The sequence below is a fragment of the Nocardia cyriacigeorgica GUH-2 genome (assembly GCF_000284035.1).
Taxonomy (GTDB): Bacteria; Actinomycetota; Actinomycetes; order Mycobacteriales; family Mycobacteriaceae; genus Nocardia; species Nocardia cyriacigeorgica_B.
On sequence record NC_016887.1, the window covers coordinates 4,897,574 to 4,922,132 of the forward strand.

The 24,559-nt window shown below is 69.2% G+C and carries 25 protein-coding genes; 18 read left to right on the forward strand and 7 right to left on the reverse strand.

From position 1 onward, the window contains the following. The first annotated feature begins 2 nt into the window (after positions 1-2). Together NOCYR_RS22180 and NOCYR_RS22185 are read left to right on the forward strand one after the other, a co-directional pair. Positions 3-917, forward strand: coding sequence for an alpha/beta hydrolase (locus NOCYR_RS22180; protein WP_014352649.1), 915 nt, complete (start codon positions 3-5; stop codon positions 915-917). A 124-nt stretch (positions 918-1,041) separates the two neighbouring features. Continuing rightward, complete coding sequence (locus NOCYR_RS22185) at positions 1,042-2,835, forward strand: AMP-dependent synthetase/ligase (protein WP_048834381.1); 1,794 nt, start codon at positions 1,042-1,044, stop codon at positions 2,833-2,835. A 66-nt stretch (positions 2,836-2,901) separates the two neighbouring features. On the opposite strand, the gene NOCYR_RS22190 is transcribed toward NOCYR_RS22185, so the two are convergent. From NOCYR_RS22190 to NOCYR_RS22200, 3 genes are all read right to left on the reverse strand, one after another. Continuing rightward, positions 2,902-4,377 carry a DHA2 family efflux MFS transporter permease subunit gene (locus NOCYR_RS22190; RefSeq protein ID WP_014352651.1) on the reverse strand — a complete coding sequence of 492 codons (1,476 nt, stop codon included), beginning with the start codon at positions 4,375-4,377 and terminating at the stop codon, positions 2,902-2,904. Positions 4,378-4,435: 58 nt separating this feature from the next. Further along, positions 4,436-5,107 carry a PadR family transcriptional regulator gene (locus NOCYR_RS22195; RefSeq protein WP_014352652.1) on the reverse strand — a complete coding sequence of 224 codons (672 nt, stop codon included), beginning with the start codon at positions 5,105-5,107 and terminating at the stop codon, positions 4,436-4,438. 254 nt (positions 5,108-5,361) lie between these two features. After that, complete coding sequence (locus NOCYR_RS22200; RefSeq protein ID WP_014352653.1) at positions 5,362-6,243, reverse strand: glycine betaine ABC transporter substrate-binding protein; 882 nt, start codon at positions 6,241-6,243, stop codon at positions 5,362-5,364. A 238-nt stretch (positions 6,244-6,481) separates the two neighbouring features. On the opposite strand from NOCYR_RS22200, the gene NOCYR_RS22205 reads away from it, so the two are divergent. Genes NOCYR_RS22205 through NOCYR_RS22220 form a run of 4 tightly spaced genes read left to right on the forward strand, consistent with a single transcriptional unit; the run spans position 6,482 to position 9,895 of the window. Continuing rightward, a complete protein-coding gene (locus tag NOCYR_RS22205; RefSeq protein WP_081505617.1) occupies positions 6,482-7,366 on the forward strand; it encodes an ABC transporter substrate-binding protein in 885 nt (294 codons plus the stop codon). A 6-nt stretch (positions 7,367-7,372) separates the two neighbouring features. Further along, positions 7,373-8,524: an ABC transporter ATP-binding protein gene (locus NOCYR_RS22210; protein WP_014352655.1), complete on the forward strand. Its 1,152-nt coding sequence runs from the start codon at positions 7,373-7,375 to the stop codon at positions 8,522-8,524. A 16-nt stretch (positions 8,525-8,540) separates the two neighbouring features. Beyond that, entirely contained in the window at positions 8,541-9,209 is a 669-nt protein-coding gene (locus tag NOCYR_RS22215) for an ABC transporter permease (protein ID WP_014352656.1), read from the forward strand. Then, on the forward strand, positions 9,206-9,895 hold the full coding sequence (locus NOCYR_RS22220) for an ABC transporter permease (RefSeq protein WP_014352657.1): 690 nt from the start codon (positions 9,206-9,208) through the stop codon (positions 9,893-9,895). The genes NOCYR_RS22215 and NOCYR_RS22220 overlap by 4 nt, the downstream gene beginning before the upstream one ends. 19 nt (positions 9,896-9,914) lie before the next feature. Here NOCYR_RS22220 and NOCYR_RS22225 read toward each other — a convergent pair whose 3' ends face one another. Beyond that, on the reverse strand, positions 9,915-10,982 hold the full coding sequence (locus NOCYR_RS22225; protein WP_048833607.1) for a magnesium and cobalt transport protein CorA: 1,068 nt from the start codon (positions 10,980-10,982) through the stop codon (positions 9,915-9,917). Positions 10,983-11,129: 147 nt separating this feature from the next. Between NOCYR_RS22225 and NOCYR_RS22230 the strand changes: the two genes are divergently transcribed. The 4 genes from NOCYR_RS22230 (at position 11,130) to NOCYR_RS22245 (ending at position 15,458) form a co-directional block, all read left to right on the forward strand. Beyond that, positions 11,130-11,984, forward strand: a complete 855-nt coding sequence (locus tag NOCYR_RS22230; RefSeq protein ID WP_014352659.1) for a PHP domain-containing protein — start codon at positions 11,130-11,132, stop codon at positions 11,982-11,984. Beyond that, the gene (locus NOCYR_RS22235) at positions 11,981-12,247 is read left to right on the forward strand and encodes a hypothetical protein (RefSeq protein ID WP_014352660.1); all 267 of its coding nucleotides are present in this window, start codon (positions 11,981-11,983) and stop codon (positions 12,245-12,247) included. Before NOCYR_RS22230 ends, NOCYR_RS22235 begins: the two co-directional genes overlap by 4 nt. Before the next feature lie 51 nt (positions 12,248-12,298). Further along, the gene (locus NOCYR_RS22240) at positions 12,299-13,879 is read left to right on the forward strand and encodes an FAD-binding protein (RefSeq protein WP_014352661.1); all 1,581 of its coding nucleotides are present in this window, start codon (positions 12,299-12,301) and stop codon (positions 13,877-13,879) included. A 364-nt stretch (positions 13,880-14,243) separates the two neighbouring features. Further along, on the forward strand, positions 14,244-15,458 hold the full coding sequence (locus NOCYR_RS22245) for an NAD(P)-dependent malic enzyme (protein WP_370010383.1): 1,215 nt from the start codon (positions 14,244-14,246) through the stop codon (positions 15,456-15,458). A 114-nt stretch (positions 15,459-15,572) separates the two neighbouring features. Here the strand turns inward: NOCYR_RS22245 and NOCYR_RS22250 are convergent, their stop codons facing one another. The 3 genes from NOCYR_RS22250 to NOCYR_RS22260 are packed head-to-tail and all read right to left on the reverse strand — an operon-like array spanning position 15,573 to position 17,652. Further along, entirely contained in the window at positions 15,573-16,157 is a 585-nt protein-coding gene (locus NOCYR_RS22250; RefSeq protein WP_014352663.1) for a suppressor of fused domain protein, read from the reverse strand. Positions 16,158-16,161: 4 nt separating this feature from the next. Beyond that, positions 16,162-16,653 carry a general stress protein gene (locus NOCYR_RS22255; RefSeq protein WP_014352664.1) on the reverse strand — a complete coding sequence of 164 codons (492 nt, stop codon included), beginning with the start codon at positions 16,651-16,653 and terminating at the stop codon, positions 16,162-16,164. A 51-nt stretch (positions 16,654-16,704) separates the two neighbouring features. Beyond that, on the reverse strand, positions 16,705-17,652 hold the full coding sequence (locus tag NOCYR_RS22260; RefSeq protein ID WP_014352665.1) for an HpcH/HpaI aldolase/citrate lyase family protein: 948 nt from the start codon (positions 17,650-17,652) through the stop codon (positions 16,705-16,707). 54 nt (positions 17,653-17,706) lie between these two features. Between NOCYR_RS22260 and NOCYR_RS22265 the strand changes: the two genes are divergently transcribed. The 8 genes from NOCYR_RS22265 to NOCYR_RS28635 all read left to right on the forward strand — a co-directional run bounded on the left by NOCYR_RS22265 (position 17,707) and on the right by NOCYR_RS28635 (position 24,546). Further along, positions 17,707-18,993: a magnesium transporter MgtE N-terminal domain-containing protein gene (locus NOCYR_RS22265; RefSeq protein WP_014352666.1), complete on the forward strand. Its 1,287-nt coding sequence runs from the start codon at positions 17,707-17,709 to the stop codon at positions 18,991-18,993. Between the two features lie 22 nt (positions 18,994-19,015). After that, positions 19,016-19,597: a DUF1003 domain-containing protein gene (locus NOCYR_RS22270; protein WP_048834383.1), complete on the forward strand. Its 582-nt coding sequence runs from the start codon at positions 19,016-19,018 to the stop codon at positions 19,595-19,597. Between the two features lie 118 nt (positions 19,598-19,715). Further along, positions 19,716-21,053, forward strand: coding sequence for a lytic transglycosylase domain-containing protein (locus NOCYR_RS22275; protein ID WP_014352668.1), 1,338 nt, complete (start codon positions 19,716-19,718; stop codon positions 21,051-21,053). Between the two features lie 165 nt (positions 21,054-21,218). Then, positions 21,219-22,085: a lytic transglycosylase domain-containing protein gene (locus NOCYR_RS22280; RefSeq protein ID WP_048834384.1), complete on the forward strand. Its 867-nt coding sequence runs from the start codon at positions 21,219-21,221 to the stop codon at positions 22,083-22,085. 19 nt (positions 22,086-22,104) lie between these two features. Further along, positions 22,105-23,241, forward strand: coding sequence for an Mrp/NBP35 family ATP-binding protein (locus tag NOCYR_RS22285; RefSeq protein ID WP_048833608.1), 1,137 nt, complete (start codon positions 22,105-22,107; stop codon positions 23,239-23,241). A gap of 58 nt (positions 23,242-23,299) precedes the next feature. Continuing rightward, entirely contained in the window at positions 23,300-23,656 is a 357-nt protein-coding gene (locus NOCYR_RS22290; protein ID WP_014352671.1) for a DivIVA domain-containing protein, read from the forward strand. Continuing rightward, the gene (locus NOCYR_RS22295; RefSeq protein ID WP_014352672.1) at positions 23,653-24,213 is read left to right on the forward strand and encodes a DNA-3-methyladenine glycosylase I; all 561 of its coding nucleotides are present in this window, start codon (positions 23,653-23,655) and stop codon (positions 24,211-24,213) included. The genes NOCYR_RS22290 and NOCYR_RS22295 overlap by 4 nt, the downstream gene beginning before the upstream one ends. A 165-nt stretch (positions 24,214-24,378) precedes the next feature. Then, positions 24,379-24,546: a DUF3117 domain-containing protein gene (locus tag NOCYR_RS28635; RefSeq protein WP_011211259.1), complete on the forward strand. Its 168-nt coding sequence runs from the start codon at positions 24,379-24,381 to the stop codon at positions 24,544-24,546. Positions 24,547-24,559: the final 13 nt, after the last annotated feature.

A 24,559-nucleotide genomic window follows, 5' to 3' on the forward strand; every position in this document is an offset into this window, starting at 1 on the left:
CGATGCGTGATATCGCCATTCCGCTCCCGGTGGCGCGCACGATCCTGAGCCCGGTCTATCGGGCCACGCTCAACGATCGGCTGCCCTGGAAGCTGCAACGACTCCTGCTCGACGCCGGCTCGCGCTTGCAGCCGGCGCCGCCGGGCACCCGGATCGAGCGGATCCAGCTCGCCGGACGTCCCGCGGACCGCTTCACCACCGCAACCCCGGGCGAGGGTGCCGTGCTCTATTTGCACGGCGGCGGTTACGCGGTCGGCTCGCTGGCCACCCACCGTTCGCTGACGGCCCGGCTGGCGCACGAAACCGGTTGCGCGGTCTACTCGCTGGACTACCGGCTCGCGCCGGAGCATCCGTTCCCGGCCGGTCTCGACGACGCCGAGGCGGCGTTCCTCGAGCTGGTCGAATCGCACGGTTACGCACCCGGCCAGATCGCCATCTCCGGCGATTCGGCCGGCGGCGGCCTGGCCATGGCCACCGCCCAGCGGCTGATCGCGCGGCACGGCTACACCCCGGCCGCGCTCGGCCTGATCGCACCGTGGACCGATCCGAACGAGATCCCGGACCGCCACCGCGATCTGGTGATCAGCAAGCCGTGGTCGCGCGCGTGCGCCGCGGCCTATCTCGGCAACGGCGACAACGCCGATCCGGGCTACGCACCGCTGCTCGGGGAGCTGCGCGGGCTGCCGCCGACCTACGTCCAGGTCGACGTCAGCGAGCTGCTGCATCCGCAGTGCGTGCGGTTGGCCGCCTCGCTGCGCGACGCGGGCGTCACCGTCGCCTTCACCGAGAGCCGCGGGCTGTGGCATGTGGCGCAGCTGCAAGCCGCGCTGGTCGGCCCGGCCTCGGCGGTGCTGCGCGAGATGTCGGAGTTCTTGGCCGAAGCCATACGCCCGGCGCATATCCGCGACCTAGGATGATCGCGAACAGGTCCGTATCCGCTCGTCACTGAGCGGATACGGACCTATTTGCGGTGGTCGACGTCACGGCCGCGGCGCAGGTGCCGTAAATTACTGATGAGTTAACCCACGTGGAAGGGCCATGATGCGAGAGTTCGAAGCCCCGGCTTCCTACACCATCCCGGAAGACGCCAACAATTCCGACAATGTGTTCCGCCATGCCGAACAGTCGCCGAACGCGGTGCTGTTCCAGGTGCCCAACGGCAGCGGCGGCCTGCGGGATGTGACCGCGACGGAATTCGCGAAGACGGTGACCGGGGTGGCCAAGGGCATCATCGCCACCGGCATCGAACTCGGCGACCGCGTCGCCATCATGTCGGCCACCCGCTACGAGTGGGCCGTGCTCGACTTCGCCATCTGGGCGGCCGGCGCGTGCACCGTCGCCATCTACGACAGCTCGGCCGCCGAGCAGGCCAAGTGGATCCTGCAGGATTCGGCCACCAAGCTGCTGATCGTCGAGAACGACAAGCACCGCGCCACCGTCGACGAGATCGAGTCCGGTTCGCTGCCGGAGCTGAAGGAGATCGCCCAGATCGACAAGGGCGCCATCGACGAGCTGATCAGCCGCGGAGCCGACCTCGACGATCAGGTCGTGCACGAGCGCCGCGCCCAGGTCGGCGCTTCCTCGCCGGCCACCCTGATCTACACCTCGGGCACCACCGGCCGTCCCAAGGGCGTCATGCTCACCCACGCCAACCTGTGGGCGGAGTCGAAGTCCGACCGCATCGCGTTGGGCAAGTTCATCGTCGAGGGCAAGAAGACCCTGCTGTTCCTGCCGCTGGCGCACGTGTTCGCCCGCGCCGTCGCGCTGGCCGCCTTCGACGCCAAGGTGATCGTCGCGCACACCTCGGACTGGACCACCCTGGTCGACCAGTTCGCCGAGTTCAAGCCGCACTTCATCCTCTCGGTGCCGCGCGTGTTCGAGAAGGTGTTCAACAGCGCCAAGCAGAAGGCGCACGACGGCGGCAAGGGCAAGATCTTCGATCTGGCGGCCGAGACCGCCATCGCCTACAGCGAGGGCCTCGACAAGGGCGGCGCCGACCTGGTCACCAAGATCAAGCACTTCGTCTTCGACAAGCTGGTCTACAGCAAGCTGCGTGTCGCCCTTGGTGGCCAGTGTGAGGCCGCGGTCTCCGGTGGCGGCCCGCTGGGTGCGCGCCTGGGCCACTTCTTCCGTGGCGTCGGCGTCACCATCTTCGAGGGCTACGGCCTGACCGAGACCACCGCCGCCATCACCGTCAACACCCCCGAGCACATCCGGGTCGGCTCGGTCGGCCGCCCGATCGAGGGCCACGCCGCCAAGATCGCCGAGGACGGCGAGCTGCTGCTCAAGGGTTCGGTCGTGTTCGACGGCTACTGGGGCAATGCCGAGGCCACCGAGGAAGCCTTCGAGGACGGCTGGTTCAAGACCGGCGACCTGGGCGCCATCGACGCCGACGGCTTCGTCACCATCACCGGCCGCAAGAAGGAAATCATCGTCACCGCGGGCGGCAAGAACGTCTCCCCCGCGCTGCTGGAGGATTCGCTGCGGGCGCATCCGCTGATCAGCCAGGTGATGGTGGTCGGTGACGGCCAGCCGTTCGTCGGCGCGCTGATCACCCTCGATCCCGAGGCACTGCCGGGCTGGAAGGAGCGCAACGGCGTCTCCGCCGACACCCCGATCGAGAAGCTGGTGGAGAACCCGGCGCTGGTCGCCGAGATCGACGCGGCGGTCGCCGAGACCAACAAGAAGGTCTCCAAGGCCGAGCAGATCAAGAAGACCCGCATCCTGACCGTCGACTGGACCCAGGAGACCGGCGAGCTGACCCCGAAGATGTCGCTCAAGCGGGCCGTGGTGATGAAGCAGTACGCCTCCGAGGTGGAGAAGATCTACAGCTGATCTTCCCCTGACGACACAGGCGCCGGCAGCATTCGCTGCCGGCGCCTGTGTCGTTGCGAATCCGATTCAGGTGGTGAGCGATTCGGCCTTGGCCCGCTCGGTGGGTGGCTTCGGCGGTGCGGCGACGCCGGGGCGCAGGAACAGCACCGAGGCCAGCACACCGATCAGCAGGATGGCCGCGGGCAGGTAGGTCGAATCCGCCAGGGCCGAGCTGAACGCGTCCTTGACCGGCTCCGGGATCGGGCCCGCGGTGCCTTCACCGGCGGGCGCCTCACCCAAGCCGTTGGCCGCCATGCGGGCGGCGATCAGGGCACTGATCGCCGCGCTACCGAGCACCGCACCCACCTGACGGGTGGTGTTGTAGATGCCCGCACCCGCGCCGGCCTTCTGGACGGGCAGGTTGTGCGTCGCGGTGGTCGCCAGCGGCGCCCAGATGAACGCGTTCGCGAAACCGGCCAGCCCGGCCGCGACCAGGAACCAGATGATGTCCGAATCCGGCGTCATCAGCTGGGCGAACCAGGCCACCGAGATCGCGAACAGGGTGAAACCGATCGTCGGCACCACCCGTGGATGCAACCGGCCGGCGAACTTGCCGACGAACGGCGCCATCACGCCGGTGATGATCGCCATCGGCGCGAATACCAGCGCCGATTCGGTCGGCGACATCTCCCGCACCGCTTGCAGATAGAAGTACGACGGCACCATCACCGCGGTGGTGGCCGCGCCCATGGCGGCGATCGCCAGGTTGGACAGGCCGAAGTTGCGGTCGCGGAACAGGCTCAGCGGCACCAGCGGCTCGCCGGTATTGCGCGCCTGGTTGACCAGGAACAGCGCGAGCACCACCAGGCCGGCGCCGATCAGCAACCAGATCCGCAGCGACCAGTCGTAGGTATTGCCCTCCTGGATGCCGAACACCAGCAGCGCCATACCGATGCCGCTGAGCACCACGCCGGGAATGTCGAACTTGTGCGCGTGCGTCTCCAGCGCCGGCACCAGCTTCCAGGCCAGCACGAACGCGACGATGCCGACCGGCACGTTGACGAAGAAGATCCACTCCCAGCCGAGGTTGTCGACCAGCACACCGCCGAGGATCGGGCCGACCAGCGTGGCCAGACCGGCCACACCGCCCCACAGGCCCATGGCCGCGCCGCGCTTGTCCGGCGGGAAGGTGCGGGTGATGACGGCCATGGTCTGCGGCGTCATCAACGCCGCGACCAGCCCCTGCACCGCACGAGCGGCGATCAGCATCTCGATGGTGCCCGACAGTCCGCACCGCAGCGAGGCCAGGGTGAACACGGCCAGGCCGATCAGGTAGATGTTCTTGGGCCCGAAACGGTCGCCGAGACGCCCGGTGACCAGTAGCGGCACCGCGTAGGTCAGTAGGTAGGCGCTGGTCACCCAGATGACCTGGGAGATGTCGGCGTGCAGACTGTCGAGGATGGCCGGGTTGGCGACCGCGACGATCGTGACATCCAGCAGGATCATGAAGAACCCGACGACCAGCGCCGACAGCGCTAACCACGGATTACGTTGAGTGGACATCGGTTTCGTTCCTAACTCGGATGTGGATGACGAGCGACGTCGTTGTCGGTTCGGTGGTTCACGAGGCCGCGGGTTCCTCGGCGATATCGCCGGCCTCGACGGGATGTGCCGGCGGGCAATCGCCGGGCTCGGCGCGTTCGCCGGTGACGGGATCGAATTCGTCCCAGATCAGCGCACCGCTGTCGAGTTCTTCCAGCAGCTGCTCGACCCAGTCGATCTCGGTGCGCACGGTGGCGCGCAGATACGGCAGCACGATCCAGTACCGGCGAGGCACCTGCTTGCGCTCGGCCTTGCCGATCATCGTCTCCAGTTCGGCCAGTTCCCCGGCCAAGTGGTCGACGCGCTCCCGGAGCAAGGCCAGCACCTCGGGTTTGGGCAGGTTGTGCGCCTCACCGAGGGCGACCGGGAACAGCGGATACTCCGGCAGCGGTGTGCGCAGCAGTTCCGCGATCCGGTTGCGCAGGGTTTCGCGCCCGTCGGGGGTGATCCGGTAGGTGGTGCGTTCGGGCCGATTACCGGCGCGGTCGATCCCTTCGGCGCGCACCAGTTCCAGCTCGGCCAGCCGGGTGACCACGTGGTACAGCGACCCCGGCCGCACCTTGACGAGCTTGTCCTCGCCCCGCAGCGTGAGCATTTGGTACATCTCGTACGGATGCATCGGCCGCTCTTCGAGCAGGGCCAGCACAGCGATAGCCAGCGGTGTGACCGCCGCACCTGTGCGCTGCCCCATGACGACCCCTTTCCAGGCCAACGCCCGCTGCTCGCTGGATGTCGGCGAGCGTCACGGACTGTATCGGCGTGCGGCGACATACTCCGCACCAAATATTCCAGTTGGAATATACGGCGCGGAAGTCGCGGGCATCAATGGTGGAGAGCAGTTACCGAGGCCACAAAGACAGTGCGTTCTCCTCGGCACCGCCGCGACCATGGCGGCCGAGCAGTCAGTGGTGAGCGAGCGGCAGTGCGGTGGGTCGACCCGGCTGGTCAGAGGCCGTGATCATCCAGCCAGGTCCGCGCGAGCTCGGCGGGGTTCGCGTTCTCGTCGCGCACCGCCGCGACCATGGCGGCCAACCGGTCGGTGGTGAGCTCACCGGCGACGTAGTTCAGCTTCTCCCACTCGCGGTCGTCGAGCGCGCCCTTGCGCACCAGCGCAATCGGGTTCTCCGCGCGCAGAGCGTTGTCGTCGTCGGACAGCACGCGCAGGCCCTCGGCCGCACGGGGCGCGAATTCGGCGGGACCGGCCAGCAAGCCGACCTGGATGCGGCCCTCTACCAGCGCTTTTCGCAGCTCGGCCGGGTCGGCGAAGGTTTGGGTGGAGGCGAATTCGCAGCCGTCGATGCGCAGCGCCTGCGGCGGCGCGGGCAGCAGGCCGGGCACCGGCGCCACACCGGCGGCCGATGACGGGCATGCCGGCGTGAGGTCGGCGATGGACTCGACCGGTGCGGTCGCGTTCACCAGCACGCTTGCCCGCAGATCCGCACCGTCGGCGGCGTCGGTGACGACGAGCCCCTGCGGCAGTGAGCGGTTCAGCTCGCGGGTCACTTCCTTGGTGCTCCACGCCGCCGCGTTGCCGGCCAGCTCGGCCAGCAGCGCGCCGTTGTGGTCGCCGACCAGCGTCACCGTGCCCGCGTCCAGGGCAGCCAGCCGGTCCGCGCGGCCACCGAGGCCGGGTTCCACCACCACGGCCGCGCCGGTGCGGGCCAGGGCCTGGGCGTAGATCTCGGCCAGCAGCACCGATTCGGCGCCGTCACCGGAGCCGACCACCAGCGGTTCGGGTGCGGAATCATCGCCGCAGGACACCGCCACCGTGGCCAGCGCGACGACGACGATCCGGGCCAGCACCCGCAGCGGCGCGGCAAGCACCATCGGCGCGACACCAACTTTCCGAAGCCGAGGACTAGCCCACATCGACAAGGTCGAGCGGGCACTATGGTCAGTGGAGAATGTACCGGTGGCCACCGGGCACCGGGATCGCGCACTGCCGGCCTGCGGAAGGACCCACGTGACACCGACTCCCGACGGCGCCCGCTGGGGGCGCACCGCCGCCCGGCTCACCCGCACCGGCGCCCGTGTCCTGTTCGCCGCCGCCGCACTGGCCGCCGCGATGATCCTGTCCGCGTGCGGCAACTCCGATCCACTGGCAGGTCAGGGTAGTTGCGAGGGCGACACGATCATCGTGGGCTCGGCGAACTTCCCGGAATCGGAGACGGTGGCCAATGTCTACGCGGAAGCGTTGCGGGTCAACGGTTTCACCGTCGACACCAAGCTGAACATCGGCAGCCGCGAGGCCTACATCCCGGCCCTGCGGCAGTGCGCCATCTCGCTCATCCCGGAATACACCGGCAACCTGCTGCAATACCTCGAACCCGACAGCACCGCCACCCAGCCCGCCGACATCGATCGGGAACTGGCCGCCGCCATCGGCTCCGACCTGGCCCTCGGCGCCCCGGCCCCCGGCCAGGATTCCGACGCCGTAGTGGTCACCCGCGCCACCGCCGACCAGTGGAACCTGCGCACCATCGCCGATCTGGCGCCACATTCGGCCGAAGTGAAATTCGGTGCGCCTGCCGAATTCCAGGAACGCCCCGTGGGACTGCCCGGTTTGAAGGAGAACTACGGCCTCGATATCAGCCCGGGCAATTTCGTGCCGATCGCCGACGGCGGCGGGCCGGCCACCGTGCGGGCGCTGGTGGACGGGCAGGTCACCGCGGCCAATATCTTCACCACCTCCCCCGCCATCGCCGCCAACGACCTGGTGGTGCTGGAGGATCCGAAGTCGAATTTCCCGGCACAGAATGTGGTTCCGCTGCTGAACGCCGCCAAACGCACCGACAAGCTGATCGCCGTCCTCGACGCCGTCTCGGCCAAGCTCACCACCGAGCAGCTGATCGCGCTCAACGAAGCGGTCTCCGGCAGCACCAAGACCGAGCCCGCGGCAGCTGCCAAGGATTGGGTCGCCGCCCAGGGCCTGAACCGGCCGATCGGATAGCCGCCGGTGTCCGATATCGAATTCCGCGGCATCAGCAAGATCTATCCCGACGGCACCCACGCCGTCAGCGATCTCGACCTGCACATCCCGTCCGGCACGTTCACCGTGTTCGTCGGGCCGTCCGGCTGCGGCAAGACCACCTCCATGCGGATGATCAACCGGATGATCACGCCCAGCGCGGGCAGCATCACCATTGACGGCCGTGACATCGCGACCGTCGACCCGGTGAAGTTGCGGCTCGGCATCGGCTACGTCATCCAGAGCGGTGGGCTGTTGCCGCATCGCACCGTCATCGACAATGTCGCCACCGTTCCGGTGCTACGCGGCGATTCCCGGCGCACCGCCCGCGCCGCGGCACTGGAACTGCTCGATCGCGTCGGCCTCGACCGCAGCCTGGCCCGACGGTACCCCGCGCAACTGTCGGGTGGGCAGCAGCAGCGCGTCGGGGTGGCTCGTGCGCTGGCCGCGGATCCGCCGATCCTGCTGATGGATGAGCCGTTCAGTGCCGTGGACCCGGTGGTGCGCGCCGAGCTGCAAGTCGAAATGCAACGGCTGCAAGCGCAATTGCACAAGACCATCGTCTTCGTCACCCACGACATCGACGAGGCCATCACCCTCGGCGATCGGGTCGCGGTCTTCGGTCGCGGCGGCGTGCTCCAGCAATACGATCCGCCGCAGCGGGTGCTGGCGCAGCCGGCCACCGATTTCGTCGCCGATTTCGTCGGACGCGATCGCGGCTATCGCGGGCTGTCGTTCCGCGCCGCGGACACCGTTCCGCTGCACGAGATCCGCACCGTCACCGAGGCCGAAATCAACGGCCTGCGGCTGGCACCGGGCGAATGGGTGCTGCTCACCGACGGCGACGGACGGCCCGGCGGCTGGATCGACATCACCGGCGTGGAATCGGTGCGCGCCGGCAAGGCACCGGCCGACAGCATCTCGGCGGGCGGCTCGCTGTTCACCCCGTCCGGCGATCTGCGCCAGGCGCTGGATGCGGCGATCTCCTCGCCCTCGGGAATCGGTGTGGCCGTGGACGATTCCGGTGCGGTGCGCGGCGGCATCCTGGCCACCGAGGTGGTGGCCCAACTGGCCGAGCAGCGCGCCGCCGAGGACGCGGCCCGCAATCGCGCGTTCCTGGACGAGGAGCAGGTGCGGTGACGGCGGGCGCCGGCCGATGAGGTACCTCGTCGACAATTTCGGTGAGATCATGGGTTTCACCCGCACCCACTTGTATCTGGCGCTGCTGCCGCTGCTCATCGGGCTGGTCATCGCGATTCCGGTGGGCGCGCTGGTGCGGCGGGTGCGGTGGTTGCGCCGGCTGACGGTGACCGTCGCCGGACTGGCGTACACGGTGCCGTCGCTGGCGCTGTTCGTGATCATTCCACCGCTGGTGGGGATTTCGACGATCGATCCGCTCAACGTCGTCCTGGCGCTCGCGCTGTATTCGACGGCCTTGCTGGTGATCGCGGTGCCCGCGGCGCTGGATTCGGTGCCCGCCCATATCGTCGACGCCGCCGAGGCCGTCGGGTTCAGTCCGCTACGGCGCACCCTGACCGTCGAAATGCCCTTGGCAGTGCCGGTTTTCCTGTCCAGCCTGCGGGTCGTGGTGGTCACCAATATCGCCATGGTGTCGGTCGGCGCACTGATCGGGGCCGGTGGCCTGGGCAAACTGTTCACCCAGGGCTATCAGCGCGACTATCCGGACGAGATCGTCGCCGGAATCATCGTGACGCTGGTGCTGGCCCTGATCTTCGACCGGCTGGTGTACGCCCTCGGCCGCTGGGCCACCCCGTGGCTGCGCGCGGATTCGCGGCGCACACACCGGAAAGGTGCCCCGGCATGAACCTCTTCCTGGACGCCTGGGCGTACTTCACCGACAGCGCGAACTGGGGCGGGCCCACCGGAATCGAACGCCGTCTCGCCGAACATCTCTGGTACAGCTTCCTCGCGGTGGCGGTATCGGCGCTGATCGCGGTGCCGCTCGGGCTGGTCATCGGGCACACCCGGCGGGGTTCGGCGCTGGTGGTCGGATTCGCCAATGCCATGCGCGCGCTGCCGACGCTCGGGCTGCTCACCTTCATGGTGCTGCTGCTCGGCCTCGGCCTGATCCCGCCGCTGCTCGCGCTGATCACCGTCGGCATTCCACCGCTGCTGGCGGGTGCCTACGCCGGCGTCGCCAATGTCGCAGACGACGTGGTCGACGCCTCCCGCGCGATGGGCATGACCGAACGCCAGATCCTGCTGCGCGTGGAAGTGCCGAACGCGCTGCCGATCCTGCTCACCGGCCTGCGCGGGGCCACTCTCCAGGTGGTCGCCACCGCCACCATCGCCGCCTACGTCAACCTGGGCGGGCTGGGCCGCTATATCTTCGACGGCATCGGCCTCTATCGCTACGACCGTGTGCTGGTGGGCGCGGTGCTGGTCGCGCTGCTGGCGATGGTCCTGGACGGGCTGCTGGCCTTCGCGGCCTGGGCATCGGCACCCGGAGTATCGCGCCTGCGCCGCGGCAATCAGCTGGGCGCGCCGTGAGGCCACGGGCCAGTGCGCCTCACAGCCAGTTGTTGCGGTGGAAGGTGACGTACAGGCCGCCGCAGAGGGCGAGTATGACGATCCAGACCGCCGGATAACCCCAGACGGTTCTCAGTTCGGGCATGTGCTCGAAATTCATACCGTAGATACCGGCGATCATGGTGGGCACCGCCGCGATGGCGGCCCAGGACGAGATCTTGCGCATATCGGTGTTCTGCTGGACGGAGATCTTGGCCAAGGCGGCACTGATCAGCGAGCCGAGGGAGTCGTCGAAATCGATGATGAGGTCGGCCGCGGTGGTGTGGTGATCGGCGACGTCGCGCAGGTACCGGCGGATCTCCTTGGGCAGTGGCAGATCGGATTTCTGGCTGAGAATCTGCAACGGCATCGCCAGTGGATTGACCGCGCGGCGCAGCTCGACCAACTCCCGCTTGAGCTGGTAGATGGATTCGACAGCGACTCGGCTGTCCGGGGTGAACACCTCCTCCTCCATTTCGTCGATATCGAGTTCGATCGACTGCACGACCTCCAGATAGGTGTCCACCACGAAATCGGCAATCGCGTGCAGGACCGCGCCCGGGCCCAGCCGCAGCCGCTCCGGATCCCCCTCCAATTCCCGGCGAACCGACGCCAGCCCGGAGTGCTCACCATGGCGCACCGCCACGACGAACTCCGGTGCGATGAACAACATCACCTCCCCGGTCTCCACGATCTCGCTGACCGGATTGATCTCGTGCTCGCGATAGGCCACCGTGCGCAATACCAGCACCAGCGTGTCGTCGTAGCGTTCCAATTTGGGGCGCTGATGCGCCTGCACCGCGTCCTCGACCGCGAGGGCGTGCAAACCGAACGTCTCGGCGATATCGGTCATCTGCCTTTCGTCCGGATCGTGCAGACCGAGCCAGACGAAACCCTCGCCGCGGCTGCGGACCTCGGCCAGCGCCTCGTGATGGGTGTAATGCCCGGGCAGTCGCTGCCCGTCGACGTAGACGGCGCAATCGACGATCGCCCGAGCAGTGGGGACCGGAATCGGTGGCCGCGGTTCAGGTCGCCGCGCTGATCCGCGAAACGACGGCAACGACGGCATCGAATGATGCTACGTCGGACGGCGCTGAGTTCACCGACAACGCCATGGCCGCACCACCATGTATTCACCTGGTGGTGGACGGCCGGCCACGCGCAGCGTTCACGGGCTCGGGAAGCCGGACCGGCGGGCACTGACACACTGGAGGGCGTGCGCATCGACCTGCATACCCATTCGACCGCGTCCGACGGCACCGATACCCCGGCCGAGCTGGTGCGGAACGCGGCGGCGGCCGGCCTCGACGTCGTCGCGATCACCGATCACGACACCACCGCGGGCTGGGCCGAGGCCGTGGACGCGCGGCCCGACGGGCTGACCCTGATCCGCGGCATGGAGATGTCGTGTGTGGGGCTCGGCGAGGACGGCTGGCCGGTGCCGGTGCACCTGCTGGCCTACCTGTTCGACCCGTCCGACCGGGGTTTCGCCGACGAGCGCGAACGGCTGCGCGCCGAGCGGGTCGAGCGGCTGCGCGCGATGGCCGAACGGATGGCCGCCGACGGCCTGCCGGTCGACCCGCACGAGGTACTGGCCTCGGCGGGCCCGTCGGCGGGTCGGCCGCATCTGGCCAGGGCGCTGGTCGCGGCGGGCGTGGTGCCCACCGTCGACGCCGCCTTCGCCGATCTGCTGGCCCCGCACGGCCGCTACTACGCCGAGAAGGCCGACACCCCGCTGCGCCGGGCGGTGGAGATGATCGCCGCCGCGGGCGGGGTCAGCGTGCTCGCCCACACCCGGGCGCGCAAACGGGGCCGGCTGCTGGCCATCGACAATATTCGCGAACTGGCCGAACTCGGCCTCGGCGGGCTCGAGGTCGATCATCCCGACCACAGCGACGCCGATCGCACCCTGCTGAGCGGGCTGGCCGCCGAACTGGGGCTGCTCACCACCGGCTCGTCGGACTATCACGGCAGCAACAAGACCATCCGGCTCGGCGAGTTCACCACCGATCCCGCCCAGCTCGAGGTACTGGTCGGGAAGGCGACCGGGGTGCCGGTGATCGGCTCGTGAGGCTCGCGCGCGGAATCAGTGGCCTGGTCGCCGCGGGTATCTTCGCGCTCGCCGTCGTGGTGGTGGCCGCGGCGATCATCGGTGCGCGGCGGGGCTTCCCCGGACCCGGTGCCGAATCGGTGACATGGCATGTGGCCTCCGCGGCGATCGTCGTTGCGGCGCAGGTGTATTCGGATCGGCACCGCGGTGTGGCCGCGCTGACGGCGACGTTGCTCGTGGTGGCCACCGCCGGTGTGCTGCTGTGGACACAGTGGTGGAGCTGATACTGCGGAATCGGTTGCGGCCGGGTGAAATGTGGCCGAACATTTGATCTCGTGAGTGAGTGGGAAACCGACGTTCTGATTCTCGGCGGTGGTCCCGCCGGGATCTGGGCGGCCCTCTCCGCCGCAGCGGCCGGCGCCCGGGTGATCCTCGCCGATAAAGCGCGCTGTGGTGCCGCAGGCCCGACCGCCGTCGGCCCCACGTCGCTGTGGCATGTCACGCCCGGTCCGGCGCGCGCGGAAACCGTGCGGCGCGCCCTCGGCCACGGCGGCTGGCTGGGCGATCCGGAAGTCCTGCACCGGGTGCTCGCCGAAGCCCACGCGCGCATCGGTCAGCTGGCCGAACGCGGGCACCGTTTCTCCGGCGCGGGGCAGTCGGGGCGGGTGTGGCTCGACGGCGCCGGTTATCTGCGCCGCCTGCGCCGGGCCGCACTGGAAGCCGGTGTGCGGGTGCTCGACCACCACCCGGCCACCCAACTGCTGGTGGACAGCGAAGGAATCGTCTCCGGCGCCGCGGGTATGCAGCGGCACAACAAGTTCCGGCCCTGGACCGTGCGCGCGGCAGCGGTGGTGGTGGCCACCGGTGGTTGCGCGTTCGGGTCCGGGCGCGCCGGGACCGACGTCGATACCGGCGACGGACTGCTGTTCGCCGTCGAGGCCGGCGCCGAACTGTCCGGCATGGAGTTCTCCAGCGCCTATGGACTCGCACCGGCGGCCTCGGTGAGCACCGTCGATCGCGCGCTGACCTTCGCCACCTTGCACGATGAGACCGGCGCCGTCATCGAAGGCCATCGCGGCGCCGCGTTCGCCGCGCTGGCCGAGGGCCGGCGGGTGTACGGGATCCCCGCGACGGTCTCCCCCGGGCAACGCCGCCGCCTGCGCCGCCACGGCACCCTCGACCCGGAGAAGGGAATCCCGCTGCGCGCGGTCCTCGAGGGCACCGTGCGCGGCACCGGCGGCCTGCACCTGACCGGCCCCGACTGCGCCACCACCATTCCCGGACTGTTCGCGGCCGGCGATGTGACCACCCGCGAACCCCTTACCGGCGCGGTCAGCGGATTCGGCAGCACCTGGGCCATCGCCTCCGGCGCCTGGTCGGGAGCCGGTGCCGCCCGGTTCGCTCGTGGGCGGCCGGTGCCGGATCGACTCGCGCTCACCCCCGCCGGTGCCGGGGCGGGCCTGAGCCCGGTGGCCCGGATCGACCCGCGCGCGGTCATCGGCCTGGTGCAGGAACACACTCTGCCGCTGCGGCGCAGCTACCGCCGCAGTGCGGGCAGCCTGCGCGACAGCATCGCCGAACTCGACGCCATGTGGCCGGGCGCGGTCTTCGACCTCGGCGGCACCGGAGCCGAACGGCTGCGCGCCCGCGAGGCCGCGGCCATGCTCGCGGTGGCACGCTGGACGAAATACAGTGCGCTGGCCAGGACCGAGAGCCGCGGCATCCACCGGCGCACCGACTTCCCCGAGACCGACGCCGGGTGGCGGGTGCGCCTGCGCTCGGGCGGACTCGATACGGTCTCGGTACGCAAGACGGCGCGCAACCCGTCGCATTTCTCACCGCTGGACCGGCGCCGACATCGGACAGCTCACGGCATCGACCCCGGCCGAGGCGAGTTTCCGCTTACGTCGGGGTAATTCCGGCGGCTTACCCTCGGATGATGGTGCACGATCACGACTGGACCCACCGGTTTGGCAAGTGGTCGGGCAGGCTGGCAGAATGTTGCGGATCCCCGACCTATGCCACCGCCAGGTACGGGAATCACGGTGATCACCGCCTCACGACGCACCGTCGTGTCCGGAGGATCGAACCGCATGATCTGTCCGGACCCACCCGTCCGGCTTCCGCTCCACGGATCAGTGCCGCGCCACGTCGACAGGGCTGTCGAGAAGTCGAAACGTACCGGTCAGCGCACCCGATGAGCGATACGAAGCACCTAGTACCAAAAAACCCGACGGTAACCGTCCCCCGGTTGTGACCGATCCCAGCAGGAGTGAAATCGTGTCATCTGTGACTGACGCACCGAACGCCACTGCCAGCAAGAATGCCGCCGCCGACCTCGCGGCGATCACCCACGAGGAGATCTTCGCGGGCCACCTCGGCGGCAAGCTCTCGGTAGAGCTGAGTGCGCCACTGGAAACCCAGCGCGACCTGTCGATCGCTTACACCCCCGGTGTCGCGCAGGTCAGCCGCGCCATCGCAGAGGACGAATCGCTCGCCAAGCGCTACACCTGGACCGACCGGCTGGTCGTCGTGGTCAGCGACGGCACCGCGGTGCTCGGCCTCGGTGATATCGGCCCGCGCGCGTCGCTGCCGGTGATGGAGGGCAAGGCCGCGCTGTTCAAGAAGTTCGCCGGGCTGGACTCGATTCCGATCGTGCTGGACACCAAGGATGTCGACGAGATCGTCGAGACCCTGATCCGGCTGCGCCCGAGCTTCGGCGCGGTCAACCTGGAAGACATCTCCGCGCCGCGCTGCTTCGAGATCGAAAAGCGCGTCATCGAGGCGCTGGACTGCCCGGTCATGCACGACGACCAGCACGGCACCGCCATCGTGGTGCTGGCCGCCCTCAACGGCGCGGCCAAGGTGCAGGGCCGGAGCACCTCCGGGCTGAAGGTCGTGGTGTCCGGTGCCGGTGCCGCGGGCGTGGCGTGCACCAACATCCTGCTCGCCGCCGGTGTCGCCGATGTGACCGTGCTCGACTCCAAGGGCATCGTCAGCCGCGACCGCACCGACCTCAACGACGTCAAGGCCGATCTGGCTCAGCGCACCAACCCGCGCGGCCTGACCGGTACCGCCGCCGATGCGCTGGCCGGCGCCGATGTGTTCCTCGGCCTGTCCGCGGGCAAGATCGGCGAGGAGCTCATCGCCTCGATGGCGCCGGAGTCGATCGTGTTCGCCATGTCCAACCCGGACCCGGAGATCCACCCCGAGGTCGCCGCCAAGTACGCCTCCATCGTGGCCACCGGCCGCAGCGATTTCCCGAACCAGATCAACAACGTGCTCGCCTTCCCCGGTGTCTTCAAGGGCGCCCTGGATGCGGGCGCGCGCCGGATCACCGAGGGCATGAAGATCGCCGCCGCCGACGCCATCCTCGCCGTCGTCTCCGACGAGCTGGCCGCCGACAAGATCGTCCCCAGCCCCCTGGACCCGCGCGTGGCTCCGGCCGTCGCCGAGGCCGTCGCCGCCGCCGCCCGCGCCGAGGGCGTGGCGTAGTCGCGACTCCATAACAGCCACTGAGGGCGCCTGTTCCGCACGGAGCAGGCGCCCTCAGTGTGTTATCGAGAAGCCGTCGCATTCACGCGGCGTCCGACCCCGGTCGACGCCGCTCTACAACGACGCTGCGCCTCGGTTCGGGTCGCGGACGTCGATTCCGGCTTCCGTCCACGCATCTCGCAAGGCCTGTGCGCCGCGCACCCGGACCCAGGCTGCTTCGGTGGCGGTGACGGGGACGACGTCGAGGTAGCGGACCGGTTCGGCCGGTTCGGGCAGGGGCACGTCCGGGATGTCGCTGGGGCCGAGGAGGACCGCGGTGAACGGTGCGTTCGTCCACATCGGCTCGCCGAGGTCGAGCAGCGCATCTTCTTGCAGCACAACACCTTCCACGGCAGGGGCGGCGGCCAGCACACCGAGGGTGCGGGCCAGGCCGGAGGCGGCGCCGAGGCCGGCGTGCAGGGTGAGGATCAGCTCCGCGCGTGGGCCTTTCACCGGGTCGGCCAGGACTTCGGACGGATCGCCCATCGGATGACGGGAACCGCCGAGCGTCGCGTAATGCACCAGATCGTCACCAGGCACGATCCGCAGGATCTCGATCGGTTCGAGCCCGAGGAAGGTCACCGAGGCGGCGTCCACCGCGGAGGCGTCGACGCCGAAATGCCGCAGCACGCCGGCGCGCACCGTGTTCACCACGTCCATGCGCTCAGATCGCCAGCCGCGCCAGCATGTCCCTGGCCTGCTCGGCCGTCTTGGGATCGCACAGCACGTCGTAGCGGCCCGCGACCAGCTGCATGGTGGACGCGAAATCGCGCTGCCCCTTGGTCGCCGCGTACGGGATGGAAGTGGAGATGACGCCGAAGATGATGCCGCCGACCAGACCCACCAGCAGCGGGCCCAGCGCCCCGCCGGTGGTGAACAGGCTCAGCAGCAGACCGAGGAACAGGCCCAGCCACGCACCCGAGACCACACCCCCGCCGATCACCTTGCCCCAGTTCAACCGGTAGAGCACCCGCTCGACCTGCATCAGGTCGACGCCGACGATCGTCACGTCCTGCACCGGGAACTGGTTGTCGGCCAGGTAGTCGACGGCGCGCTGCGCCTCGGCATAGGTCGGATACGACCCCACCGGCCAGCCCGACGGCGGCGTCGGCAGACCCTGCCTGCCGCGATTCGCGTTCCCCAAGGGATTCGTCATAGGTCCATTCTGCTATTCCATCCGCCCCCGCGGCGTGCTATATACCGCGCGTCACTTTTCCGGTGGGGTGAACCGAGTGGTGCGCGACATGCCCGCGGCCCGGCCTTTATCGGCGATGACCTGCGCCATCTTGGCGCTGGCCTCGTCGATCATCTCGTCGCCGAGCATCACCGCGCCACGGGCCCCGCCCTCGGTGGAGGTGTGGAAGGCGTAGGCCTCCAGGATCAATTCGGCGCGATCGTAATCGGCCTGGCGCGGGCTGAAGATCTCATTGCACGCCTCGACCTGATCCGGGTGCAACACCCATTTGCCGTCGAAGCCGAGTGCGGCGGTGCGGGCGGCGGCGCGGCGGAATCCGTCGACATCGCGCACCTGCAGGTACGGTCCGTCGATGGCCTGCAGGCCGTGCGCGCGGGCGGTGAGCAGGATCGTCATCAGGATGTGGTGGTAGGCGTCGCCGGTGTCGTAGCCCTCCGGCTGCTCACCGACGACCAGGGTGCGCATATTGATACTGGCCATGAAATCGGCCGGGCCGAAGACCAGCGCCTGCACCCGGGGGCTGGCGGTGGCGATCGCGTCGATATTGCGCAGCCCGAGCGCGTTCTCCAGCTGCGGTTCGATCCCGATGCGACCGGGCTCGAGCCCATTGGCCTGCTCCAGCTGGCTCAGCAGCAGATCCAGCGCCCGCACCTGGCCGGCGTCGGTGACCTTGGGCAGCAGGATCGCATCGATCGCGGTGCCCGCCCCGTCGACCACGCTGATCACGTCCTGGTAGGTCCACGGCGTGGTCCAGTCGTTGACCCGGACCACCCGCAGTTGCGAGCCCCAGCCGGAATCATTGAGCGCGGCAATGATATTGGCGCGGGCGGCGGCCTTGGCGGGCGGGGCGACGGCGTCCTCCAGATCCAGGAACACCTCGTCGACCGGCAGCCCCTTGGCCTTCTCGATCATCTTCGGGTTGCTGCCCGGCACAGCCAGAACGGAACGGCGTGGCTTCATCAACACTCCTGTCGTCGGCCGAAATCGGCCCGCAGTGTCATTAGTCTGGCAGTCATGGCAGCTACCAGGGTCTACGTCGCCAGGCTGGCCGGCCTGGCGGTGCTGGGACCGGACGGCGAGTCTATCGGCCGCATCCGCGACATGGTCGTGGCAGTCCGCTACGACCGCCAACAGCCCCGGGTACACGGCCTGGTGGTCGAATTGCCGACCAGGCGGCGGATCTTCGTGCCGATGCTGCGGGTGACCGCCATCGAGCCGGGCAACGTCACCCTCAATACCGGCACCGTCAGCCTGCGCCGCTTCGCCCAGCGGCCCGGCGAACTGCTGGCATTGGCGCAGATCGTGGATTCGGCGGTGCGCGTGCACGACCCGGATCTGCCCGATCTGGCCGGTGTGGACGTGTTCGTGGTCGATCTCGGCCTAGAGCAGACCAGGACCCGGGATTGGCGGGTGTCCCGGGTCGCGGTGCGCGGGCATCGGCGGCTGGGCCGCAGGCGCACGGTGCATGTGGTCGACTGGCAGCACGTCAGCGGGTTGACGCCGTACGAGATCGGCAGGCCCGGCCAGGACGTGACCAGCCTGCTGGAACAGTTCGAGGGATTGCGGGCCGCCGACGTCGCGCATCTGCTGCGCGAACTGCCGGACAAGCGCCGGTTGGAGGTCGCGGTGGCCCTCGATGACGAACGCCTCGCCGACGTCGTCCAGGAACTGCCCGACGACGATCAGGTCGATCTGCTCGGCCGGCTCGAGGTGCGCCGGGCCGCCGACGTGCTCGAGGCGATGGACCCCGACGACGCCGCCGACCTGCTCGGCGAGCTACCCGAGAACGAGGCCGAATCGCTGCTGGCGCTGATGGACCCGGAGGAATCCGAGCCGGTACGCAGGCTGCTCGAACACTCCCCCGACACCGCGGGCGGCCTGATGACTCCGCGCCCGGTGGTGCTGACCCCGGCCACCACCGTCGCCGAGGCGCTGGCGCGGGTGCGCAATCCGGATCTCACCCCGGCGCTGGCGTCGATGGTGTTCGTGGTGCGGCCGCCGACCTCCACGCCGACCGGCCGCTATCTGGGCTGCGTGCATCTGCAACAGCTGCTGCGCGAACCGCCCGCGCATCTGGTGGGCGGTCTGCTCGACACCGATCTGGCCACGCTGCGGCCGGAGGCGCCGCTGGCCGCGGTCACCCGCTATTTCGCCACCTACAACCTGGTCTGCGGGCCGGTGGTGGACGAGGAGAACCATCTGCTCGGCGCCGTCAGCGTCGACGACGTCCTCGATCATCTGCTGCCCGAGGACTGGCGCGAGGACGAGGAGCTACACGAAGGGGTGGCCGGCCGTGACTGACAAGACCCCGGTGGGCCGGGCCATGAACCCGGCAAGGCAACGGCTCGAGACGCCGGTCGAATCGCGATTCCGGTTCGACTGGGACGCCGAGGCGCTGGCCCGCACCAGCGAGCGCATCGCCCGATTCCTCGGCACCGGGCGCTATCTGGCCCTGCAGACGGTGATCGTGGTCGTCTGGATCCTGCTCAACGTCTTCGTGGTGGCGCTGCGCTGGGATCCGTACCCGTTCATCCTGCTCAATCTGGCCTTCTCCACCCAGGCTGCCTATGCCGCGCCGCTGATCCTGCTGGCGCAGAACCGCCAGGACAACCGCGACCGGGTCTCGCTAGAGGAAGACCGGATGCGGGCCGCGCAGACCAAGGCCGATACCGAATTCCTGGCCCGTGAGCTGGCCGCGCTGCGTATCGCCGTCGGCGAGGTCGCCACCCGCGACTACCTGCGCCGCGAACTCGACGAAATGCGCGAGGTGCTGGACCGACTCGCCGAGGCGACGCTGCCCGAGCACGAACCTCGCTCAGACAAGGCCGGAAAGGTCACGCGCAAGAAAAGCTCCGGTAGAAAGCAGGGCACGGCCCCGGTTTCATCACCCGTCTCCGATGATTGACCGGAAATACGCAACAGCCTTCTGACCGATGGGTAACCTGGATCACGTTGTCCAGAGCGAGCCGGCCCGGATGTCCGGGACGGTTGCTTCCCGCGACGTAGAGGATTGGTGCGGCCGAATGCGAATACCTGCCCCGATAACCGTCTCGGCACTCGTCGTCGCCGGCCTGGTCGCTACCGGATCCGCCACCCACACCACCACCTCCACCACACCTCCGAAGGCTCCGGAAGCCCTGCTCGCGGCCTCCTCGCGCACCACCGACGAGGCAGGCGACGACACCCCCTCGAAGCTGTCCCAGACGATCGGCCTGCTGCCCGTGGCTCCCGAGCCGCCGCGCAAGCTACGCGCGATGACCCCGCCCGCCGACGGCGCGCCCCCGCCCTTCGGCGGAGTCGTCCCGCTGCAGAGCATCTCGCTGCCGATCGGCGGCGGCACCCTCGGCATCCCCGAGGTGGTTCTCGCCGCGTACCGCAATGCCGAACTGGCCCTGGAATCGTCGATGCCCGGCTGCGGCCTGTCGTGGAATCTGCTCGCCGGCATCGGCCGCATCGAATCCGGTCATGCGGGCAACGGCCGCACCGACGCCGCGGGCACATCGGTGACCCCGATCTTCGGCCCGGCGCTGGACGGCACGCTGCCCGGCAACGAGATCATCAAGGCCGCCGACGGCGGCTACGTGCGCGCCATCGGCCCGATGCAGTTCCTGCCCGGCACCTGGAGCCTGTACGCCGCCGACGGCAACGGCGACGGCGTGTCCGATCCGCACAACGTCTTCGACGCCACGCTCGCCGCGGGCAAATACCTGTGCTCGGGCGGGCTGAACCTGCGCGATCCGGCGCAAGAACTGCGCGCCGTGCTGCGCTACAACAACTCGATGTCGTATGCGGCCAACGTGCTGAGCTGGTCGGCGGCCTACCGCACCGGCGGCACGCCCGCCCCGGTCACCATTTCCCCCGAACTCATCCCGCCGGGCAGCGCCCCGATCGAGATGGGCCCGGACATGACCGCCGTGGACACCACCACCGCGACCACCACCACCGAAACCCCACCGCCGGGCACCGAGACCACGCCGCCGACCACCACCGCTCCGGGCGAGCCGATGATCATCATCCCGGGCCTGCCGCCGATCCCGTGCGGCATCTTCTGCCCGCCGCCTCCGCCGCCCGCGCCGGGCCAGGTGGTGCCGGCACCGATGCCCAAGCCCGGGGCACCGGCACCGGCCGCACCGCCTGCCGACCCGGCGCAGCCCGGTCAGCCCGCGCCCGCCCAGCAGGCGCCCGGCGAGCCGGCCCCGCCCGCACCGGCGGACCCGAACGCCCAGCCGCAGGCCGAACCGTCGAAGACGCCCGAGCCCGGTCCCCCGCCGCCGCCCGCGCCCACCGCGTCGCCGACTCCGCAGCCGGCGGTCACGCTGCCGTTCGGCATCGTGGTCCCACTTCCCGCTCCCCCGCAGTGATTTCAAACCGGAACACAGATCACGAAGCAGTAACAAAAAGGTCTCGGATGCTGTAGTCTCCCTTCGTAGGTCACGAAGGGCTCACGGCGGAGACAACGGCTCGTAACGGAGCCGGCGCCTCGACCGCGAGCTCGGCTCATTGAGTCGATGGAGGGTCACAGCACCGTGGGGCGTCACCGCAAACAACAGCCGCCTACTGTTCGGCGAAGCTCCGTACTCGCCTTGACCGGGCTCGTTCCCGCCGGCCTCGTCGCCGTCAACACCGCCTCGGCGGTCGGCACCGATCCCACCGCGGCCTCGATCCAGGCACACCTGCCCGAGGAGAGCATCGACGACACGGCGAGCTTCGCGGCGGACGCCCAGACCGTCGTCGACCTGGAAAGCCTCACCCACGCGATGGCCAAGCAGTCGCGCGCGGTCCCGCCGACGGTGAAAACCGTTGCGCTACCCGAAGATCGGGTGCCCGCCGACCTACCGGCCGCGCAAATGGGCATCCCGGGCATCGCACACGCCGCCTACGTCGCCGCCGAACAGGCCCTCGCCGTGGAGAACCCCACCTGCCATATGCCGTGGACGGTGCTCGCGGGCATCGGGCGGGTCGAGTCGACCCACATCTACAACGGCAAGGCCGACGCCGACGGCAACGCCCTCGACCCGGTGTACGGCCCCGTGCTCGACGGCAGCCTGGCCGGCAACAACGTCATCCACGATTCCGACGGCGGCGCCCTCGACGGCCTGTCCGGCTACGACCGCGCCGTCGGCCCGATGCAGTTCTTGCCCGAGACCTGGACCCACTACGCCGCCGACGGCAACGGCGACGGCATCGCCGATCCGCAGAACTACTACGACGCCACCCTCACCGCGGGCAAATACCTCTGCGACGGCGGCCTGGACATGCGAGATCTGGCCCAGCAGTCCAAGGCGATCCTGCGCTACAACAACTCCATGGCCTACGTCGCCAACGTCATGGCATGGGCGAATTCCTACGGCACGGGGATCGCACCACAGCCCGCACAGCTGCCCCGTATCTGAGACGCCTAAAATCGGCGACATGCCAGTGGTAACGGAAGCGGACGTGCGGGGCGCCCTCGCAAAGGTCGACGACCCGGAAATTCGCAAACCGATCACCGAACTGGGCATGGTGAAAAGCGTCGCCATCGGCGCCGACAGCAATGTCCATATCGAGGTCTACCTGACGACGGCGGGCTGCCCGCTGCGCACCGAGATCACCCAGCGGGTCACCAAGGCCGTCGCCGATGTCCCCGGCGTCGGCGCGGTCACCGTCGACCTGGACGTGATGAACGATGAGCAGCGCACCGAACTGCGCAAGCAGCTGCGCGGCGACTCCGCCGAACCGGTCATCCCCTTCGCCCAGCCCGGCTCGCTGACCCGCGTGTACGCGGTGGCCTCCGGTAAGGGCGGTGTCGGAAAGTCCAGTGTCACCGTCAATCTCGCCGCCGCCATGGCCGCGCGCGGGCTCTCCGTCGGTGTGCTCGACGCCGACATCTACGGCCACTCGATTCCGCGCATGCTCGGCACCGACGCCCGGCCCACCCAGGTCGAGCGGATGATCATGCCGCCCATCGCGCACGACGTGAAGATGATCTCCATCGCCCAGTTCACCCAGGGCAACACCCCCGTGGTGTGGCGCGGCCCGATGCTGCACCGCGCGCTGCAGCAGTTCCTGGCCGACGTGTTCTGGGGCGATCTGGACGTGCTGCTGCTGGACCTGCCGCCCGGCACCGGCGACGTGGCCATCTCCATCGCCCAGCTGATCCCGAACGCCGAGATCCTGGTCGTCACCACCCCGCAGCCGGCCGCCGCCGAGGTCGCCGAACGCGCGGGCGCCATCGCCTTGCAGACCCGGCAGCGGATCGCGGGCGTGGTGGAGAACATGTCCTGGCTGGACCTGCCCGACGGCACCCGTATGGACCTCTACGGCTCCGGCGGCGGCCAGGCGGTCGCCGAGCGCCTCACCCGCGCCGTCGGCGCCGACGTGCCGCTGCTCGGCCAGATCCCGATCGAGCAGTCGCTGCGCGAGGCGGGCGACGAGGGCACCCCGATCGTGCTGCGCGATCCGGAGAACCCGGCCGCAGTAGCGCTGCGCGAGGTCGCCGACAAGCTCGCGGTGCGGCGGCGTGGGCTGGCGGGCATGTCGCTGGGCATCGACACCACACGTCATCTCTGAGCCGACGACGACGCTTACCGAGCGACAGCCTGTCGGTCCTACCCCATAAGCTCAACCCATGCTCACGCTGCTGTTGTATGTGCTGATCGTCGGGTTGGTGGCCGCGGTGCTGTTCCTGCTGGCGGGGGCGGTCTTCGGGCGGTCGGAGGAGCTGGGGCCGCTACCGGAGGGCACCACCGCGACGGTGCTGCCGGTCGAGGGGATCTCCGGCGCCGATGTGCGCTCGCTGCGATTCCAGCAGGTGCTGCGCGGCTACAAGGCCGGTGAGGTGGACTGGGCGCTGGCGCGGCTGGCCGCGCGGATCGACGAACTCCAGGGCCAGCTGGCCCAGGCGCGTGCCGAGGCCGCCGGTGGGCAGGCGGCGTCCGCGCAGCCCGGCCCGGCGCAGCCGCCGGTGGGCCCGGACCCGCGATGACGGCCGTGGATCCGGTCCGTTGCCCGTGGTCGCTGGAATCGCAGCTCTACCGCGACTACCACGACACCGAGTGGGGGCGCCCGCTGCACGGTGACGACGCCATGTTCGAGCGGCTGTGCCTCGAGGCTTTCCAATCGGGCCTGGCCTGGATCACCATCCTGCGCAAACGCCCGGCGTTCCGGGCCGCCTTCGCCGGGTTCGCCATCGAGAAGGTGGCCCGCTTCGACGACACCGACCGCGCCCGCCTGCTCGCCGACCCCGGCATCGTGCGCAACCGCGCCAAGATCGACGCCGCCATCGCCAACGCCAGGGTGGCGCTCGAGCTCGATACCAGCCTCGATGAGCTTATCTGGTCGTTCGCGCCACCCCCGCGGCCGCGCCCGCGCACCCTCGCCGACGTGCCCGCCATCACACCCGAATCCACCGCTCTGGCAAAGGAATTGAAGCGCCGCGGATTCAGATTCGTGGGCCCGACCACGGCATACGCGCTGATGCAGGCGACCGGCCTGGTCGACGATCACCTCGCCGATTGCTGGGTCGGCGCCGAGGGGCGCTAGACCTACCGAGCGGTCACATTTCGAACTCAGGTATCCGTCCACTCCGGCGATAAGGAAGAATAGACCGAGTGCAGCTCGCCACATGCCGGCGAGCTGCCCAGTTGGCGACAACTGGAGTTCCAAGCAAGTGCGCAGCACACCGCGCAGATCTGGAGGGAGCAGAGGATGGCGGCCATGAAGCCCCGCACCGGGGACGGTCCCCTCGAGGCAACCAAGGAAGGGCGTGGGATCGTCATGCGGGTTCCACTCGAGGGTGGCGGGCGTCTGGTCGTAGAGCTCACGCCGGATGAAGCCGCAGCGCTCGGTGACGAACTGAAGAGTGTCACCAGCTAGTCACCCGACTACG